The organism is Achromobacter sp. K91, assembly GCF_003576205.1.
Classification (GTDB): domain Bacteria; phylum Pseudomonadota; class Gammaproteobacteria; order Burkholderiales; family Burkholderiaceae_B; genus Achromobacter; species Achromobacter aegrifaciens.
Window position 1 is genome coordinate 18,134 of record NZ_QWFB01000032.1, and the last position, 16,823, is coordinate 34,956.

A 16,823-nucleotide genomic window follows, 5' to 3' on the forward strand; every position below is an offset into this window, starting at 1 on the left:
TCGGGGCCGAATCCCGATATCATCCCGGGGCGGGAGGCTAAGCCACCCATAAAGATACTCAAAACCTGGAGAAGACGATGCGTAAATCCTGGCTTGCCGCCACGATACTGGCCGCCTGCACGGCCGCAACCGCCCTGCCCGCCGTGGCGCAGAACACCCTGAAGATGGCCTACGCGCTGTCCACGTCCTCGCACTATGGCGCCGGCGCCGACGCGCTGGCCAAGTCCATCGAAGCCTCCACGGGCGGGAAGTACAAGGTACAGCAATTCGCCAACAGCGCGCTGGGCGGCGAACGCGAAGTGATCGAAGGCCTGCAGATCGACACCGTCGACCTGGCCATCGTGTCCACCGGCGCCACGCTGAACTTTGTTCCCGAAACCGGCGTGTTCGACATCCCCTTCCTGCTGCGCGACCTGCCGCACGCCCGCAACGTGCTCGACAGCAAGATCGGACAAGATATGCTGGCAAAGTTCCCCAGCCGCGGCATCATCGCCCTGGCCTGGGGCGAACAGGGCTTCCGCCACCTGACCAACAACGTCCGCCCGGTCAAGACGCCGGCCGACGCCAAGGGCCTGAAGATCCGGACCACGGAAAACCCGATCCACATCACGGCCTTCCGCCAGATCGGCATCCTGCCGACCCCCATGGCCTGGCCTGAAGTCGCCACCGCCCTACAGCAAGGCACCATCGACGGCCAGGAGAACCCGCTGTCGGTGATCACCTCGGCCAAGCTGTCGCAGATGCAGAAATACCTGTCCCTGACCGGCCACGTCTATGGCCCGGCCCTGGTGCTGATGTCGGCCAACGTGTACGAGGGCCTGTCGGCCGCGGACAAGGCCAACTTCGACAAGGCCGGCAAGGAATCCGCCCAGGCCATGCGCGCCTACGTGGACAACATCGAGAAGACGGGCGTCGAACAGCTGAAGAAGGAAGGCATGCAAGTGTCCGAAGTGGACCGCGCCGCCTTCGCCGCCGCCGTCGAGCCCGCCTACCCCGAGTACTACAAGAAGTTCGACAAGAAGCTGATCGACGCGATCCGCGACACCAAGTAAGCAGGGGCCGCCCCGATCCGGGGCGCATCCCCTTGGCGGCGGGATCCCGGTCCCGCCGCTTTTGTTCCCATCCTTTGCGTACAACGCCAACGGGATTCATCATGCGTTTGCTCTGCGCCTTCGACCGCGGCCTGTTCAAACTGGTCTCGGTCCTTGCCCAACTGCTGCTGGTGGCCGCCGCGGCCGCCGCCTTCTACCAAGTCATCGCGCGCTTCGTGCTGCACTCCCCGGCCGACTGGAGCGAGGTGCTGACCCGCGCCCTCCTGATCTGGACCGTGCTGCTGGGCGTGGCCCTGGCCTTTCGCCACGGCGCCATGATCAGCGTGGAACTGCTGCGCAACCTGCTGGGCGGCACGCGCCGCCGCGTGCTCGAAGCCGTGATCGGCCTGATCTGCGCCGGATTCCTCGGCTTTCTGGCCTGGATTGGCGGCAACATGACCTACCGCGTGCGCTTCCAGACCGTGCCGAGCCTGGACATTTCGATTTCCTGGATCTATCTGGCCATCCCCGTGGGCGCCACCCTGGCCGCCATCGCCGTGCTGGCCCGCTGGTGCGCCGGCGAAGAAGACGACGTGCCTGTGCGCAACGACGCGCAAGGCTGAGCCGCCCCCCACAGAACATAAGCAGCAGATATCGCCATGTCCCAATTAATGATTGTCTCGATGCTGATTTTCTTCGGGCTGTCCGTGCCGGTCGCCGTGTCGATCGGCCTGGCCAGCCTGGCGGGAGTCGGCGCCGCCGGCCTACCCTGGGTGGTGGTGGCCCAGCAACTCTTCGCCGCGCTGGACAAGTACCCGCTGGTCGCCATCCCCTTCTTCATCCTGGCCGGCAACCTGATGGAAGCCGGCGGCATCTCCGAACGCATGGTGGAGTTCGCCAAGAGCGTGGTGGGCGGCATCCAGGGCGGCCTGGCCTGCACCTGCGTGCTGACCTGCATGATCTTCGCCGCCGTGGCTGGCTCCAGCGTGGCCACCACCTTCGCGGTGGGCGCGATCCTGATTCCCGCCATGATCCGGCACGGCTACCCCGCGCCCTTCGCGGCGTCATTGCAGGCCAGCGCGGCGGAACTGGGCGTGATCATCCCGCCGTCCATCCCGATGATCCTGTTCGCGGTGTCCACCGACACCTCGACCGGCGAACTGTTCATCGCCGGCGTCATGCCGGGCATCCTGATCGGCGTGGCGCTGATGCTCTACGTCTGGCTCTACGCCAAGCGCAACAACCTGGGCAAGCGCGACGGCGAAGGCCGCCTGCCGCTGTGGCCTGCGTTCAAGAACGCCTGGCTGGCGCTGATGATGCCGGTCATCATCCTGGGCGGCATCTACGGCGGCATCTTCACGCCAACCGAAGCCTCGGTCGTGGCAGTGATGTACGCCGTGGTGGTGGGCAAGTTCATCTACCGCCGCCTGAGCTTCAAGCAGCTGTCCGCCACGCTGCACAAGTCGGTGGTGTCGACGGCGGTGATCATGTTCGTGATCGCCAATGCCGGCATCTTCAGCTTCCTGCTCAACCGCGCGGGCATCCCGGACGCGCTGGGCGTGTGGCTGGCGCAGATCTTCGACACCAAGTTCACCTTCCTGATGGGCGTGAACGCGGCGCTGTTCGTGATCGGCATGTTCATCGAAACCTCCGCATCCATCGTGGTGCTGGCGCCCTTGCTGCTGCCGGTGGCGCTGAAATTCGGCGTGGAGCCGGTGCACTTCGGGATCATCATGGTGGTGAACCTGGCGCTGGGGATGATTACGCCGCCGTTCGGCGTGAATCTTTTCGCGGCTTGCGCGGTGGCCAAGTTGCCGTTGGAGAGGTTGATCAAGCCGTTGATTCCGTTTGTGGGGGTGGTGATTGTTTGCCTGATGATCATTACTTATTGGCCGGGGTTGTCGCTGGGTTTGCGGGACCTGGTCTACGCTAAGTAGGTCTTGTTTGCAGGTTCTGTTGTAGTGGCAGGCGTCGGGGCTTCTTCGTAGGCCGCTCGCCGGCGCTGGCGCCTGAGGGGCGAGCGCCCACGCTTGCGGTCCGGAGCGTTCGCTCCGGACTGCCCCTTCGTCATCTTCGTCCGGGCCTGCGGCCCTCCCTTCAGATTCCCTCGGGCGCATCGAGGTTGCTCGCCGCCGAGGCGCCCGCGCCGGCGAGCTACCGATTTCTTGGCCTGTCGCGCTGCTAGACCCGTGGTTAGTGACGAGTCTTGCGTTGCCCGCTGCTTGCGGCCGCGCGGGCGGCCGCAAGCAGCATACGTGTTGATGGGCGTCGTGGCTGTCTGCGCTTGCGCGAATGCGGGGAACCGTTTGCTAATGGCACCTGCATCTGGGGTGTGGGCGGTGATGGGTGGCGCGCGGCGAGCAGCCGTTCACGCATCGAGATCCGTTCGCGCGCGCCACCCATCCGGCGTCGGAGTTGACATGGCGATTTGGCCGACCTGTACTCATTGGCGGCGGAGTTGAAATGCCAATTGTTGGCCCACTGTGTATTGGCATCCGAAATCAACCACCAACAGTGCGCAGCGTCATTGCAAATCGCAAGACACCGCGTAAGCCCCACGAGGCCGCCCGGGCGGCCGGCATGGGGCGGGCCCCGCAAGACCCGCCATCTCTCACCGCCCGTGACCAGAACGCCAAGAACACCGCCCCCCCCGACTGACGTCAAGTTTCAAACGCCGGAGCCAGCCGCGCCGTGGGCCTGGGGCGAGCGGGGCGTCGATAAGCCCGAGGGAATCTGAAGGAACCGCCGAAGGCGGTGACGAAGATGACGACGGGGCAGTCCGGAGCGAACGCTCCGGACCGCAATCGTTGCCCCGCTCGCCCCAGGCCCACGGCGCGGCTGGCGCCTTAAGAACCAGGACGCAACAAGCAAACAACGATCAAGCGGCCCGCACCACATCCCAAGCCACCGCATGACACCGTAACTGCCGCCCGCCCACCCCGACAACCACCGGCGCCTCCACCTTGCACTGCTCCCGCGCCATCGAACACCGAGGATGAAACGTACACCCCGACGGCGGCAAGATGGGATTAGGCACCTCACCCCCCATCGGCTCCCGATCCCGCCGCGGATCATCCAGGTCCGGAATCGTATCCAGCAGCATCCGCGTATACGGATGCTGTGGCGAGTCGAACAGCTGATCCGCAGGCGCCTGCTCCACGATGCGCCCCAGATACATCACCGCCACGCTGTCCGACACGTGCCGCACCACCGACAGGTTGTGGCTGATGAACACATAAGTCAGCCCGAACTCCTTCTGCAGATCCCCCATCAGGTTCAGGATCTGCGCCTGCACCGACACATCCAACGCCGAGGTCGGTTCATCGCACACCAGGAATTCCGCCTCCGTCGCCAGCGCCCGCGCGATCGAAATCCGCTGGCGCTGGCCGCCCGAAAACTCGTGCGGAAAGCGGCCGGCGTCGCTGGCGGACAGGCCAACCAGTTCCAGCAGCTCGTCCACCCTCCGTCGCGTTTCCGCCGGCGTGGCTCGCAAGCCCAGCGTCGTGATCGGTTCGGCCACGATATTGCCCACCCGCCAGCGCGGATTCAGGCTGGCGTAGGGGTCCTGGAAGATCATCTGCGGATGCAGCACGCCGCCCTTGCGGTTGCGCCCGTAGCGCAGCGTTCCGCGCGTCGGCGCCACCAGCCCAACCAGCAGCTTCGCCAGCGTGGACTTGCCGCAGCCCGATTCGCCCACAATGCTCAAAGTTGTACCGCGCGGCACGGATAGCGACACCCCGTCCACCGCCTTCAAGGTCTGCTCGGGCTGACGCGACAACGTGCGTTCCAGCCAGGGCGGCGACACGTCGAACCAACAGGCCAGGTCATCGGCCCGCAACAACACATCATCGTTAAGCGGCATGGGCGACTCCTCCTTGATGCAGCCAGCAGGCGCTGACGGTGGCGCCGGCCGGAGATGCGGCCAGCGGCGGGCGCTGCTGGCCGCAACGCGGCCCCGCCATCGAGCAACGCGGGTGGAAAGCACAGCCGTCGGGCATGGCGTGCAGGCGCGGCATGGCGCCGTCGATCTGGTTCAGCCGGGCAGCGCGCTGGCGCAGGCCGGGAATCGCATTCATCAGGCCCTGCGTGTACGGATGGCCCGGGCGGCGCAGCACGTCCAGCACCGGTCCGATCTCGACGATGCGCCCCGCATACATCACCGCCACGCGGTCCGCGGTCTCGGCGATCACGCCCATGTCGTGCGTCACCAATAGCACCGAAGTGCCCTGCTCGCGACACAAGCGCCGCAACAGCGCCGTGATCTGCGCCTGCACCGACACGTCCAGCGCCGTGGTGGGCTCGTCGGCGATGATGAGCGCCGGCCGCGCCGCCAGGGCCAGCGCAATCACCACGCGCTGGCGCATGCCGCCGGAGAACTGATGCGGATAGTGATCGATGCGCTTGTCCGCCGCCGGGATGCCCACGGCCAGCAGCAGCTCCAGCGCCCGCTGGCGCGCGGCCTGGGCGCTCACCTTGTCATGGTGGCGGATCGTCTCGACCAACTGGTCGCCCACCGTGAACAGAGGATGCAGGCTGGTCAGCGGATCCTGGAAGATCGCGCCGATTTCCTTGCCGCGCAAACGCTGGCGCGCCTTGGGCGGCAGGTTGTCGATGCGCCTGCCCGCCAGGTGGATCTCGCCGCCACCCAGCCGCCCGGGCGGCTCCAGCAGGCCGATCACCGCCATGCCGGTCAGCGACTTGCCGGCGCCGGATTCGCCGACCATGCCCAGGATCTCGCCCGGCTGGATGTCGAAACTGATGTCGCGTGTGGCAACCAGGACGCCGTGGCGCGTCGGGAACTCGACCGACAGGCCGCGCACCGACAGGGTCGGCGCGGTGTTGGCCGCGGCCGGCGGCTGCGTGGAGTTGGGAACGAGGGCCATCATGACGGACTCCTTGCGGGACGCGGATAGCTGGAGGAAAAAATCTGCTCGGCCGGCGGATGCCCCCAGGTGCGGTCAGGGTAGCGGGCCACCAGCCCGTCGAACTGCGTCTGCGCCTGCTCTTGCGCCAGGCGCGCATCGAAGCCGGGGATCCGCCCGTCCACCATGACGAAGCGGCCGTCGATCACGACCTGCGATACGTCGCGCCCGCTGCCACTCACCATCAGCGTCTGGATGGGATCGATCAGCTGGCCGTTGCGGTCGTGCGAAAAATCGAACACCACGATGTCGGCCTTGGCGCCCACGGCCAGCCGGCCCAGGTCCGGACGGCCCAGGGCGTCAGCCCCGCCCACGGTGGCGGCGTCGTAGTAGTCCTCGGAGCGGACCGCCTCGGTCGAGCCGTCGGCCACCCGGCACAGCATCATGCCCACCTGCATGTTCAGGACCATGTCGGGCGGCCAGGTGTCCGTGCCCATGCCGATGTTCACGCCCAGCTTGCGGTAGCGCGCGAACGATTCCAGCGTGGCGCCATGTCGCCCCGACACCAGCGGGCAATGCACGATGCTGGCGCCGGCGTCGCGGATGATCTCCAGGTCGCGCCCGGGCCGCTCGATATGGCGCGAACCCGACACATAAGTGCCATGCGGCAGCAAAGCGCGCTCGGACAGGAAGTCCAGGCTTTGCAGCCATTCCGGCGGGCTCATGCCATGCTGCTCCAGCACCAGGTCGTACTCCAGGCGTGACTGGCAGCAATGCAGCCGGATCGGGATATTCCGCTCGCGCGCCGCCGCAGCCGATGCGCGCAACAGCGCAGGCGTGCAGGTTTCGATGCGGTCGGGCGACAGCATGGCGCGCACGCGGCCGTTGTGACGGCCTTCGATTTCGTCGCAGAAGGCCAGGGCCGCCTCCAGTCCCGCCAAGCCGCGCGCCTCGTCGTAATGACAGCGGATCGTGCCGCCGGCGTCCACATATGTATGGCCGCTGCGATAGGCCGGTCCCAGGTAGACGCGCAGGCCCAGCTCGCCGGCGGCATTGGCCGCAGACAGGAATTCATCGCGGGTCTCGCCCCACACGCGGTAGAACAGCGACGCGATCGGCAGCGCCGTCGTGATGCCGTTGCGTATCAGCTGGGCAAACGCGTAGCGCTTCTGGAATGCGAGTTCGGCCGCCGTGTACATCTCGTACGGCCCCCGCTTCATGTAGGTCTCGGGCCAGATGCGGCCCTTCTTCCAGGCGGGCGAGTTGTCGAAGCCCAGGATGGTCGTGTCCAGGTCGGACAGCGCATCCAGGTCCACGAAACCCGGGCCGATCAGCGCCCGGCCATAGTCGCGACGCTGCGCGACCTGCCCCGGGTAGCGGTGGCCGACGTAGACGATGCGGTCGCCCTCGAACACCACCTCGCCGTTCTCGTACAGGCAATGGCGGCCGTTCTCGTGGCCCACCACCCAGCGGGCGGTCAGCAGGATGGGGCCTTGCGGCGCGCCCATCACGGCGCCTCCGCCAGCGCCCGGCCATTGCGCGCGACCACGCGCCCGCCCTTGACGACCAGCTTGCGTTGCGGGCGCGATACGATCGCTTCGGCCACCGTCTCGGCGTCCACCAGCACGAAGTCGGCGTGGCAGCCTGGCGCCAAACCGTAGTCGGACAGGCCCATGACCTGCGCATTGCCGTAGGTCGCCACGTGCAGCGCCAGATCCAGCTCGTCGTCGCGACGGAAGTTGTTGCGCAGGCCCACCAGCATGGTCCGTTCCAGCATGTCGGGCTTGCCGTAGGGACCCCAGGTATCGCGCATGCCGTCGTTGCCCGTGCAGACCGTGACGCCGGCCGCGTGCAGCTTCGCCACATTGGGCACCGGCCGCGAGGCCGAGCCCGTGGTCATGATGTGCACACCGGCCTTCAGCAAACCTTCCGTCAGGGCCTGCACCGCCTGCGTGTCGGGCATGCCCAGACAGAAGGAATGCGACAGCGTGACCTTGCCCTGCATGCCCAGCGCCAGCACCCGGTCTATGGTCATCTGCATCGAGAACGCGCCGAGTTCGCCCGCTTCGTGCAGATGGATGTCGATGGGCTTTCCATGCCTCTGTGCAAGCCCGAAGATGGCGTCCAGATGGCCCTTGGGATCGCGGTCCATGCCGGCCGGGTCCAGCCCGCCCACCACTTCCGCGCCCATGCGCAAGGCCTCGTCCATCAGTTCCAGCGTGCCCGGGCGGATCAGCAGCCCGCTCTGCGGGAACGCGACGATCTCCACGTCGATCTGGTCGCGATACTGTTCGCGCGCGCGCATCACGCCTTCGATCGCGCCCAGTCCGATGTCCGTGTCCACGTCCACATGGCTGCGGATATGGCTGGTGCCGTCGCCGATCGACATCACCAACTGGCGGGCCGACTGGCGGTACGGATCGATGCCCAGGCGCTTCTTCTCGGCGCGCTCGTTCTCGATCTTGTCGATCAGGCGCGGGCCGACCTCGTTGCGGTACCAGGGCATGCCGTACATGGTCTTGTCCAGGTGCGCGTGGGCGTCGATCAGGCCCGGCAGCATCAGCGCGCCGCCCCCGTCCACCACCGGCACGCCGGCGGGCGCCGGCCCGCCCAGCGCCTGGATGCGGCCGTCGCGCACCAACACCGAGGTCATCTCGCCGCCGGCCGGGCGGACTTGGGTATACAGCGTTGCGTTTTCCATGGTTCTACTCTTGTCGGTTTGCGTTCAGCGCAGGCGGGGGTTCAGGGCGTCGCGCAGCCAGTCGCCCAGCAGGTTCACCACCAGCACGATCAGGCTCAGGTACAGCGCGGGAAACACCACCACCCACCACTGCCCCGAAAACAGGAACTGGTTGCCCAGGCGGATCAGCGTGCCCAGCGACGGTTCGGTGGGCGGCATGCCCACGCCCAGGAAGCTGAGCGTGGCCTCGATCAGGATCGCCAGGCCCAGGTTCAGGGTGGCCGTCACCATGACCGGCGTCAGCGTGTTGGGCAGGATGTGCGTCAGCATGATGCGCAGCGAACTCACGCGGATCAGGCGCGCCGCCTGCACGTATTCCTTGCCGCGCTCCACCAGGGCCGAAGCCCGCACCGTACGCGCGTATTGCACCCAGTTGGTCATGGAGATGGCCAGGATCAGGATCACGGCCGACAACGTTTCACGCATGCCGGGCGGCAACAGCTGGCGGAATACCGCCGTCACCAAAATCGCGACCAGGATCGTCGGGATGCTCAGCAGCGTGTCGCCCAGGCGCATCAGCGCGTTGTCGACCCAGCCGCCGAAATAGCCCGCCGCCAGCCCCACCAGCAGGCCGATGGCCAGCGACAGCACCACCGTGGCCAACCCGATCACCAGCGACATGCGCGAGCCGTACAGGATGGCGGACCAGACATCGCGGCCCTGCGTGTCCGTGCCCAGCAGGAACTGCGGGTCCGAGCCGGCCTCCCACACAGGCGGCAGCTCCGCGTTCAGCAGGTCCAGCTGCGCCAGGTCGTAGGGATTCTGCGGCGCGATCCAGGGCGCGAACACGGCCAGCAGCACCACCGCCAGCAGCACGATGCCCGCGCCCATGGCCACATAGTCCTGCCTCAAACTCCACCAGAGGTCGCTCTGCAGGAAACGGGCAAGCCGGCCCTGCCCCGTTGCGGAAAATGGCTTAGTGAGCATTGGCGCCTCCCTTGACGTGCTGGCTGCGCAGGCGCGGGTCGACCACGCCGTACATCATGTCCACCAGCGTGTTCAGCGTCACGAAAATGAAGGACACGATCACCAGATAGGCGGCCATGACGGGGATGTCCACGAACATGACCGATTGGATGAACAGCAGCCCCATGCCGGGCCACTGGAAGACCGTTTCGGTAATCAGCGCGAAGGCGATCAGGTTGCCGATCTGCATGCCGGTCACGGTGATCACCGGCATCAGGCAGTTGCGCAGGGCCAGCCGGAAATGCACGATGCGATCCGGCAGGCCGCGCGCGCGGGCGAACTTGATGAACTCGGTGCGCAGCGTCTCCAGCATCTCGGCCCGCACCAGGCGCATGATGAGCGTGATCTGGAACAGCGCCAGCGTGATGGACGGCAGCACCAGCGCGGCGCGGCCCGAGGGCGTGAGCAGGCCGGTGGTCCACCAGCCGATCTTCACCGTGTCGCCGCGCCCAAAGCCCGGCAACCAGCCCAGCTGCACCGAGAAGATCAGGATCAGCATGATCCCGACCACGAAGCTGGGCAGCGATATGCCCAGGATGGAAACGAACTGCAGCGCCTGCGCCAGGCGCGACTTGCGGTAGATGGCGGTCAGCACGCCCAGCGGCACGCCGATGACCAGCGACAGCAGAGTCGCCATCAGGACCAGTTCGAACGTGGCGGGAAAGCGTTCGGCCACCAGCGCAAATACGTCCTGCTGGTTGCGGTAGGAAATGCCGAACTCGCCCTGCGCCGCGTTGGTCACGAAGTGCACGAACTGCATGCCCACCGAGGCGTTCAGACCCAGGCGTTCGCGCAATTCATCGCGCTGCGTCTGCGAAGCCTGCTCGTTGAGCATCATGTCGACGGGGTCGCCGACGAACCGGAAAATCACGAAGGCCATCAGCGCCACCGCCAGCATGACGCCGACCGCGTTGAAGACCCGTCTCACTATGAATGCCAGCATGTGCGGCTCCCCTTCAGACCCTAGTCATACGCAGGACCGCCGGCGGGCGGCGGTCCGCGGCGTTACTGCATGCGCACGGTCCACAGGCGCGCCTTGTTGTCCGGCATCTGCAGCACCTCGCCCACGTTCTTGCCCACGGCCCAGGCCATCGGCTGCTGGTGCAGCGGCAGGAAGCGCGCGTCGTCATGCAGCGTCTGCAGCACGTCGGCCATCATCTGCACCCGCTTGGGACGGTCCATCTCGGCCGCGGCCGCGTCGATCCTGGCGTCCAGCGCCGGATCGCCCCACTGGCCCCAGTTGAAGACGCCGGCCGGGCCGCTGCGGCTATGCATCACCTGCAAAAGGATGGACAGCGCGTCGATCTGCGGCTCGTTGGCCCAGCCGTGGATGGTGATATCGAACTCGCCGCGCGAACGCTTGGGGTTCTGCAGGGAACGCGGCCCGCTGGCCAGCGAGGCCTTCACGCCGATGCGCGCCCACATGGAGGCGGCGGCCTGGCAGATTTCCTCCTCGTTGACGAACATGTCGTTCGAACAGAGCAACGACACCGTGAAGCCGTCCGGGTAGCCGGCCTCGGCCAGCAGCTTCTTGGCGCGCGCGGCGTCGAACGGCAGGCGCTCTTCCTGCTTGGGCTCGTAGCCCGGGATGGACGGCGCCACCAGTGCGCCCGTGGTACGCGACAGGCCGCGCATCACGCGTTTCTGGATCAGCTCCGGCGACAGCGCCATGTACAGCGCCTGGCGCACCTTCAGGTCCTTCAGCGGATTCTTGTCGGTGATGTTGGAGCCGACCAGCTTGTCGCCCAGGTTGAAGCCAAAGTACAAGGTGCGCAGCTCGGTCGAGGCCAGCACCTTGACGTTGGACGCCGCGCGCAGCCGGTCCAGGTCCTGCAGCGGCGCGTTCTCGGTGAAATTGATGTCGCCCGACAGCAACGCCGCCACTCGCGTGGGCGCGGACGCAATGGGCGTGAATTCGATGCGGTCCAGGTTGTGGCGCGGCTTGTCCCACCAGGCGGGGTTGACCACCAGCACGGTGCGCGTGTCCGGGCGGTACGACTCCACCTTGAAGGGGCCGGTGCCGTTGGCGTTATGCGTGGCATAGCCTTCGATCTTCTTGGCGGCGTCGGTGGGCTTCAGGCTGTTGTTGTCCACCAGCCATTGGCGGTTGAAGATGAAGATGTTGGTCAGGTCGTTGAGCATCAGCGGATACGGATGCGTCATTTCGATGTCGACGGTGTAGTCATCGACCTTGCGCACCGCCTTGAAGGCCGGCAGGTTGCCCTTCAGCGGCGAGGCTTCGTCCGAAACCCGCGTCATCGACGCCACCACATCGTCCGCCGAGAACGGCGCGCCATTGTGGAACTTCACCCCCTTGCGCAAATGAAAGCGCAGCACCGTGGGCGACGGCGTCTCCCAGGACTCCGCCAGCGCGGGCGTGATGTTGAACTTGTCGTCATAACGGATCAGCGCTTCATACACATGGTTCAGGAACGCCAGGTTGAAGGTGCTGCCGTAGGAATACGGGTCCAGCGAATCCAGGTCCCGCGCCGCGCCCCACTTCAGCGTGTTGGCGGCGCTGGCCCCCGTGATGGCCGACAGCGCGATCACGGCGCCCGCGGTCCACTTGAGCAAAGTCTTCATGGCTGCAACTCTCCCTTGTGTATCGGTCTGAACTCGCCGGGGTCGAGCCCGGCGCGGTGGGTAAGACGAAAAGACTAGGAATGCGCGCCCTGGCCGATCAGCGACAGCCGCTGCGCGCGCTCCAGGGACGCCAGCGCCAGCACCTGGGCCAGGGCGGCGCGATAGGAATCGATGATGGGCACGGCCGGCAGGCGCGGCAGGCTGGGCAGGTAGCCGGCCAGCGCGGCGCCCGCCACGATCACCACGTCCGCCCCCTGCGCCACTGCGGCGTCCAGCGCACGGCTGACGTGCAAGGCCGACTCGGCCGAACGCGACACGTAGTCCAGGGCATTGCCCGGCAGGGCCAGGATGCCGGCGCAGCGGGACTCCAGCCCCAACTGGCGGATCTGTTCGCGCAGCATGCCGGGCCAGCGCTGGCCCACCGTCACGATGGCGTAGCGGTCGCCGCGCTGCATGGCGCTCAGGATGGAGGCCTCGGCCATGCCCACCACGGGCACGTCCAGGCGTTCGCGCACCGCGCCGATGCCGGGTTCGCCAAAGCAGGCCAGCAGGCAGGCGTCGAATCCGCCGTCAGGCGCCTCGCCTGTCGCGCGCTCCACGACGTCCAGCACGGCATGGGCGGCAACGGCCGCCTCCGCGCGGCTGGCGATGTAGGTGGGGCCGAACCCGGCGGTGACCGCATGGATGCGGACCATGTCCCCGTAAAAGGCCTCGGCCTGGCTGGCCAGGCTGGTCGTCAGTTCGGACGTGGTGTTGCCATTGACCACCAGCAGGCGGTAAGGCGCGGAAAGGGACGGCTCGGTTGCGGCGGCCTGCGGTACAGCGGACATGGATCAGCCTTTGTGAATTTGTATACAAACAATCGAACCATTAAAGAACAATAGGATCCGTTTTGTATAAAAATTTGTATACGATTTATGTCGCCAATGTACTCCGCACAATCTCGCAGACAAGCTATCGCTAACCCTTAGCCCCGGGTGTAGTATGCTTTCCAGCACAGAGAAAAATGCGCGCCGGCAGCGCCTGCCGGACCATTCCAACACCCAGAAAAGCGCGCAGGCATAGGAGCCAACAAGAAGATGAAGTCCCTCGCGCCGGCGGCCGACGAGTCTGCCAAGAAAGACATCAGCCGCAACGAAATCGTATACAAAAATTTGCGCAGAGCCATCATCGAGCAGGCTCTGCTGCCCGGCGACAAGCTGCCCGAGGACATCATCGGCGAACGTTTCGGCGTCAGCCGGACCATCGTCCGCAGCGTCCTGACGCGCCTGTTCAGCGAAGGATTGGTGGATTTGCGGCCGAACCGCGGCGCCGCGGTGGCCCGCCCCAGCCTGGAAGAAGCGCACGACATCTTCGAGGCGCGCCGCTGCCTGGAACGCGACGTGGCGCGCCGGCTGTTGCAGCACATCACCGAGGCTGGACTGGCCAGGTTGGAACAGCACGTGGCACAGGAGGAGGAAGCCCGCAAGCGCAACAGCGCCAACGAGTCCATCCGGCTGTCAGGCGAGTTCCATATCCTGATGGCGGAGCTGTCGGGCAATGCGGTGTATGCGCGCTACGTGAACGAGATCGTGTCGCGCTGCTCGCTGATCCTGGCGCTTTACGGCCGGCCGCACTCGAGCGAATGCGCGGTCAGCGAGCACATGGAGATCGTGGCGGGCCTGCGCGCGCGCGACGAGAAGCACGTGCTGCATCTGCTGGAGCACCACCTGGAATCGGTGACCGCGCGCGCGCTGCTGACCGCGGACGGCCAGGGCGTGCGCGATATCCGCAAGATCCTGGACCGCTACGGCACCTAGGGGCGTGCGGCGTCCCCCAACGAAAAAGCGCCCGGTGAGGGCGCTTTTTTGGTTGGGGAGGCTAGATTTCGCGCTCTTCCGTCTTGAGGTTATTGTCGCGAGCGAAATCCACCACGAACTTGTACGCCAGCGGTTCCAGATCGCGCAAACGCAGATCGACCACGATCCCGCGCACGCCGTCGATCACGACGGGCAGCACATAGGGCGAATAGGTGAGGTGGTTACCGGCACAGCCGGCGGGCCGGAATTGTGCCATTACGCCGGCGAGCCGTTCCGCCCAATCGCTGGGGCGAAAGCGGCTACCGCTTTCGGTAACGCCATGAATTACGAATTGTCTGACGCGAGTTGCCATGAGTTCTTCACTACAGCGCGCCCTTCACGAAAGCCGGATCTTCGGCGTGATCAAACATGCGCCCTGCGCCGCGAATTGTATATGATTGATCCTTTGCCCTCTTTCAAAAAGCGATTCGCCTGGGAAAACGAGCTGCCGGCGCTGCCAAACCCGGCGGCATCCCACGGGGACTCCGGCTGAGTCCCGGCGCAATCCGCTTCATCCACGGGAGGATCCGCGATGACTTCGCCTCTGGCCAATATCTACGCCCGGCTGCCGGTATCGTTCACGCACGGCCAGGGCGTCTGGCTGTGGGACGCCGAAGGCCGCAAGTACCTGGACGCGCTGGCCGGCATCGGGGTGTCCTGCCTGGGCCACGCCCATCCGAAACTGGTGGCCGCCATCAGCGAGCAGGCCGCCCGCGTCATCCATACCTCGAACATCTACGAAGTGCCGCAGCAGACTGCGTTGGCCGCTCGTCTGACGCAACTGTCGGGCATGCAGGAGGTCGCATTCAACAACAGCGGCTCCGAGGCCAACGAAGCCGCGATCAAGCTGGCGCGCTATTACGCGTACCAGCGCGGCAACAAGCACGCCCACATCATCACGATGGATTCGTCCTGGCATGGCCGCACGCTGGCCACGCTGGCGGCCACGGGCAGCGAAAAGGCGCGCAAGGGCTTCGAGCCCCTGCCCTCGGGCTTCATCCAGGTGCCCTACAACAGCGTGGACGCGGTGCGCGCCGCCGGCGACGCCGAGCCGCGCGTGGCCGCGGTGCTGCTGGAAGTGCTGCAGGGCGAAGGCGGGATCCGCCCCTCCGACATCGCCTATCTGCAGGAAGTGCGCCGGCTGTGCACCGAGCGCGGCTGGCTGCTGATGATCGACGAAGTCCAGTCCGGCATCGGCCGCACCGGCAAATGGTTCGCCCACCAGTGGGCCGATATCGTCCCCGACGTCATGACGCTGGCCAAGGGCCTGGCGGGCGGCGTGCCCATCGGCGCCATGCTGGCCGCCGGCCCGGCCGCGGGCGTATTCACGCCAGGCAGTCATGGCACCACCTTCGGCGGCGGCCCGCTGGTCTGTGCGGCCGGGCTGGCCGTGCTGGATGCGCTGGAATCCGAAAACCTGCTCGCCAACGCCCACGATGTAGGCAATCACCTGAAAGCCGCCCTGGCCGATGCGCTGGCCGGCGTCGCGGGCGTCACCGACATCCGCGGCCGCGGCCTGATGCTGGGCATCGAGCTGGCGCGCCCCTGCGGCGTGCTGGCCCTGCGCGCCATGCAGGCCGGCCTGCTCATCAACGTCACGCGCGACCGCGTGATCCGCATGCTGCCGCCACTGATCCTCAACCGCGACGAAGCCGACCGCATCGTCGCCATCCTGGTTCCGCTCATCCAGGAATTCCTGGCCGAAACACCATAAAATCAACGTCCCGCCCGGGCCATGAGCCTGGCCGGGCCCCATGACCTGCGACATCACCATGACACCTCCCACGACTCAAAACGGCCCGCTGCGGCACTTCCTGCAGTTCAAGGACTTCTCGTCCGCCGAGATCGCCTACGTGCTGGACCGCGCGCGCCTGATCAAGGACAAGTTCAAACGCTACGAACCCCACATGCCGCTGCATGACCGCACGCTGGCAATGGTGTTTGAAAAGGCCAGCACGCGCACCCGCGTGTCGTTCGAGGCCGGCATGTACCAGATGGGAGGTTCGGTCATCAACCTGACCTCCAACGATTCGCAGCTGGGCCGCTCCGAGCCCATCGAAGACACCGCGCGCGTCATCTCGCGCATGGTCGACATCGTCATGATCCGCACGTTCGAGCAGACCCGCATCGAGCGCTTCGCCTCGCACTCGCGCGTGCCGGTGATCAACGGCCTGACCAACGAATTCCACCCCTGCCAGATCCTGGCGGACATCTTCACCTACATCGAGCACCGCGGCCCCATCGCCGGCAAGACGGTGGCCTGGGTGGGCGATGCCAACAACATGGCCTACACCTGGCTGCAAGCCGCGGAAATGCTGGGCTTCACGCTGCACGTGTCCACCCCGGCCGGGTACGAGCTCGAAGCCTCGCGCATCGGCACGCCGCCCGCCACGGTGCTGCGCCAGTTCAAGGATCCCATGGAAGCCTGCAAGGGCGCGCACCTGGTCACCACCGACGTCTGGACCAGCATGGGCTATGAAGCCGAAAACGAAGAGCGCCGCGCCGCTTTCGCCGACTGGTGCGTGGACGCCGAAATGATGGCCGCCGCCGATCCCCAGGCCGTGTTCATGCACTGCCTGCCCGCTCACCGCGGCGAGGAAGTCACCGGCGAAGTCATCGACGGCCCGCAAAGCGTGGTCTGGGACGAAGCCGAAAACCGCCTGCACGTGCAGAAGGCGCTGATGGAATTCCTGCTGCTGGGCCAGATCAAGTAACACCGCCCCCAGACGGAAAAGCCTGCGCATCGTGCGATACGCAGGCTTTTTTCATGGGCGCGGCAGGCCCGCCTTCGAATCCGATGGAT

General features: G+C 66.3%; 15 protein-coding genes. 6 read left to right on the plus strand and 9 right to left on the minus strand.

Going from position 1 to position 16,823, the window contains the following annotated elements; genetic code table 11:
• Positions 1-77 precede the first annotated feature (77 nt).
• From DXK93_RS15115 to DXK93_RS15125, 3 genes are all read left to right on the plus strand, one after another.
• Positions 78-1,052, plus strand: coding sequence for a TRAP transporter substrate-binding protein (locus DXK93_RS15115; RefSeq protein ID WP_119450502.1), 975 nt, complete (start codon positions 78-80; stop codon positions 1,050-1,052).
• Positions 1,053-1,153: 101 nt separating this feature from the next.
• Positions 1,154-1,654, plus strand: a complete 501-nt coding sequence (locus tag DXK93_RS15120) for a TRAP transporter small permease (protein ID WP_054451154.1) — start codon at positions 1,154-1,156, stop codon at positions 1,652-1,654.
• A gap of 36 nt (positions 1,655-1,690) precedes the next feature.
• The gene (locus DXK93_RS15125; RefSeq protein ID WP_119450503.1) at positions 1,691-2,968 is read left to right on the plus strand and encodes a TRAP transporter large permease; all 1,278 of its coding nucleotides are present in this window, start codon (positions 1,691-1,693) and stop codon (positions 2,966-2,968) included.
• A gap of 941 nt (positions 2,969-3,909) precedes the next feature.
• On the opposite strand, the gene DXK93_RS15130 is transcribed toward DXK93_RS15125, so the two are convergent.
• The 8 genes from DXK93_RS15130 to DXK93_RS15165 form a co-directional block, all read right to left on the minus strand.
• Complete coding sequence (locus DXK93_RS15130; RefSeq protein ID WP_119450504.1) at positions 3,910-4,893, minus strand: ABC transporter ATP-binding protein; 984 nt, start codon at positions 4,891-4,893, stop codon at positions 3,910-3,912.
• The gene (locus tag DXK93_RS15135) at positions 4,883-5,917 is read right to left on the minus strand and encodes an ABC transporter ATP-binding protein (protein WP_119450505.1); all 1,035 of its coding nucleotides are present in this window, start codon (positions 5,915-5,917) and stop codon (positions 4,883-4,885) included. The genes DXK93_RS15130 and DXK93_RS15135 overlap by 11 nt, the downstream gene beginning before the upstream one ends.
• The gene (locus DXK93_RS15140) at positions 5,914-7,401 is read right to left on the minus strand and encodes an amidohydrolase family protein (protein WP_119450506.1); all 1,488 of its coding nucleotides are present in this window, start codon (positions 7,399-7,401) and stop codon (positions 5,914-5,916) included. Before DXK93_RS15140 ends, DXK93_RS15135 begins: the two co-directional genes overlap by 4 nt.
• Positions 7,401-8,594 carry an amidohydrolase family protein gene (locus DXK93_RS15145; RefSeq protein ID WP_054451143.1) on the minus strand — a complete coding sequence of 398 codons (1,194 nt, stop codon included), beginning with the start codon at positions 8,592-8,594 and terminating at the stop codon, positions 7,401-7,403. The genes DXK93_RS15140 and DXK93_RS15145 overlap by 1 nt, the downstream gene beginning before the upstream one ends.
• A gap of 24 nt (positions 8,595-8,618) precedes the next feature.
• Entirely contained in the window at positions 8,619-9,560 is a 942-nt protein-coding gene (locus DXK93_RS15150; protein ID WP_054451142.1) for an ABC transporter permease, read from the minus strand.
• Positions 9,550-10,542 (minus strand): ABC transporter permease, encoded by a 993-nt coding sequence (locus tag DXK93_RS15155; protein WP_119450507.1) that lies wholly within the window; start codon positions 10,540-10,542, stop codon positions 9,550-9,552. Before DXK93_RS15155 ends, DXK93_RS15150 begins: the two co-directional genes overlap by 11 nt.
• A gap of 62 nt (positions 10,543-10,604) precedes the next feature.
• Positions 10,605-12,182, minus strand: coding sequence for an ABC transporter substrate-binding protein (locus DXK93_RS15160; RefSeq protein WP_119450508.1), 1,578 nt, complete (start codon positions 12,180-12,182; stop codon positions 10,605-10,607).
• Positions 12,183-12,256: 74 nt separating this feature from the next.
• Positions 12,257-13,012, minus strand: a complete 756-nt coding sequence (locus DXK93_RS15165) for an aspartate/glutamate racemase family protein (RefSeq protein ID WP_119450509.1) — start codon at positions 13,010-13,012, stop codon at positions 12,257-12,259.
• A 249-nt stretch (positions 13,013-13,261) separates the two neighbouring features.
• On the opposite strand from DXK93_RS15165, the gene DXK93_RS15170 reads away from it, so the two are divergent.
• Entirely contained in the window at positions 13,262-13,981 is a 720-nt protein-coding gene (locus tag DXK93_RS15170) for a GntR family transcriptional regulator (RefSeq protein ID WP_054451138.1), read from the plus strand.
• 61 nt (positions 13,982-14,042) lie between these two features.
• Here DXK93_RS15170 and DXK93_RS15175 read toward each other — a convergent pair whose 3' ends face one another.
• On the minus strand, positions 14,043-14,333 hold the full coding sequence (locus DXK93_RS15175) for a DUF3579 domain-containing protein (RefSeq protein WP_013392635.1): 291 nt from the start codon (positions 14,331-14,333) through the stop codon (positions 14,043-14,045).
• Positions 14,334-14,552: 219 nt separating this feature from the next.
• On the opposite strand from DXK93_RS15175, the gene DXK93_RS15180 reads away from it, so the two are divergent.
• Positions 14,553-15,734 (plus strand): aspartate aminotransferase family protein, encoded by a 1,182-nt coding sequence (locus DXK93_RS15180; RefSeq protein ID WP_054451137.1) that lies wholly within the window; start codon positions 14,553-14,555, stop codon positions 15,732-15,734.
• Positions 15,735-15,792: 58 nt separating this feature from the next.
• Entirely contained in the window at positions 15,793-16,734 is a 942-nt protein-coding gene (argF, locus tag DXK93_RS15185) for an ornithine carbamoyltransferase (RefSeq protein ID WP_054451338.1), read from the plus strand.
• The last annotated feature ends 89 nt before the right edge of the window (positions 16,735-16,823 follow it).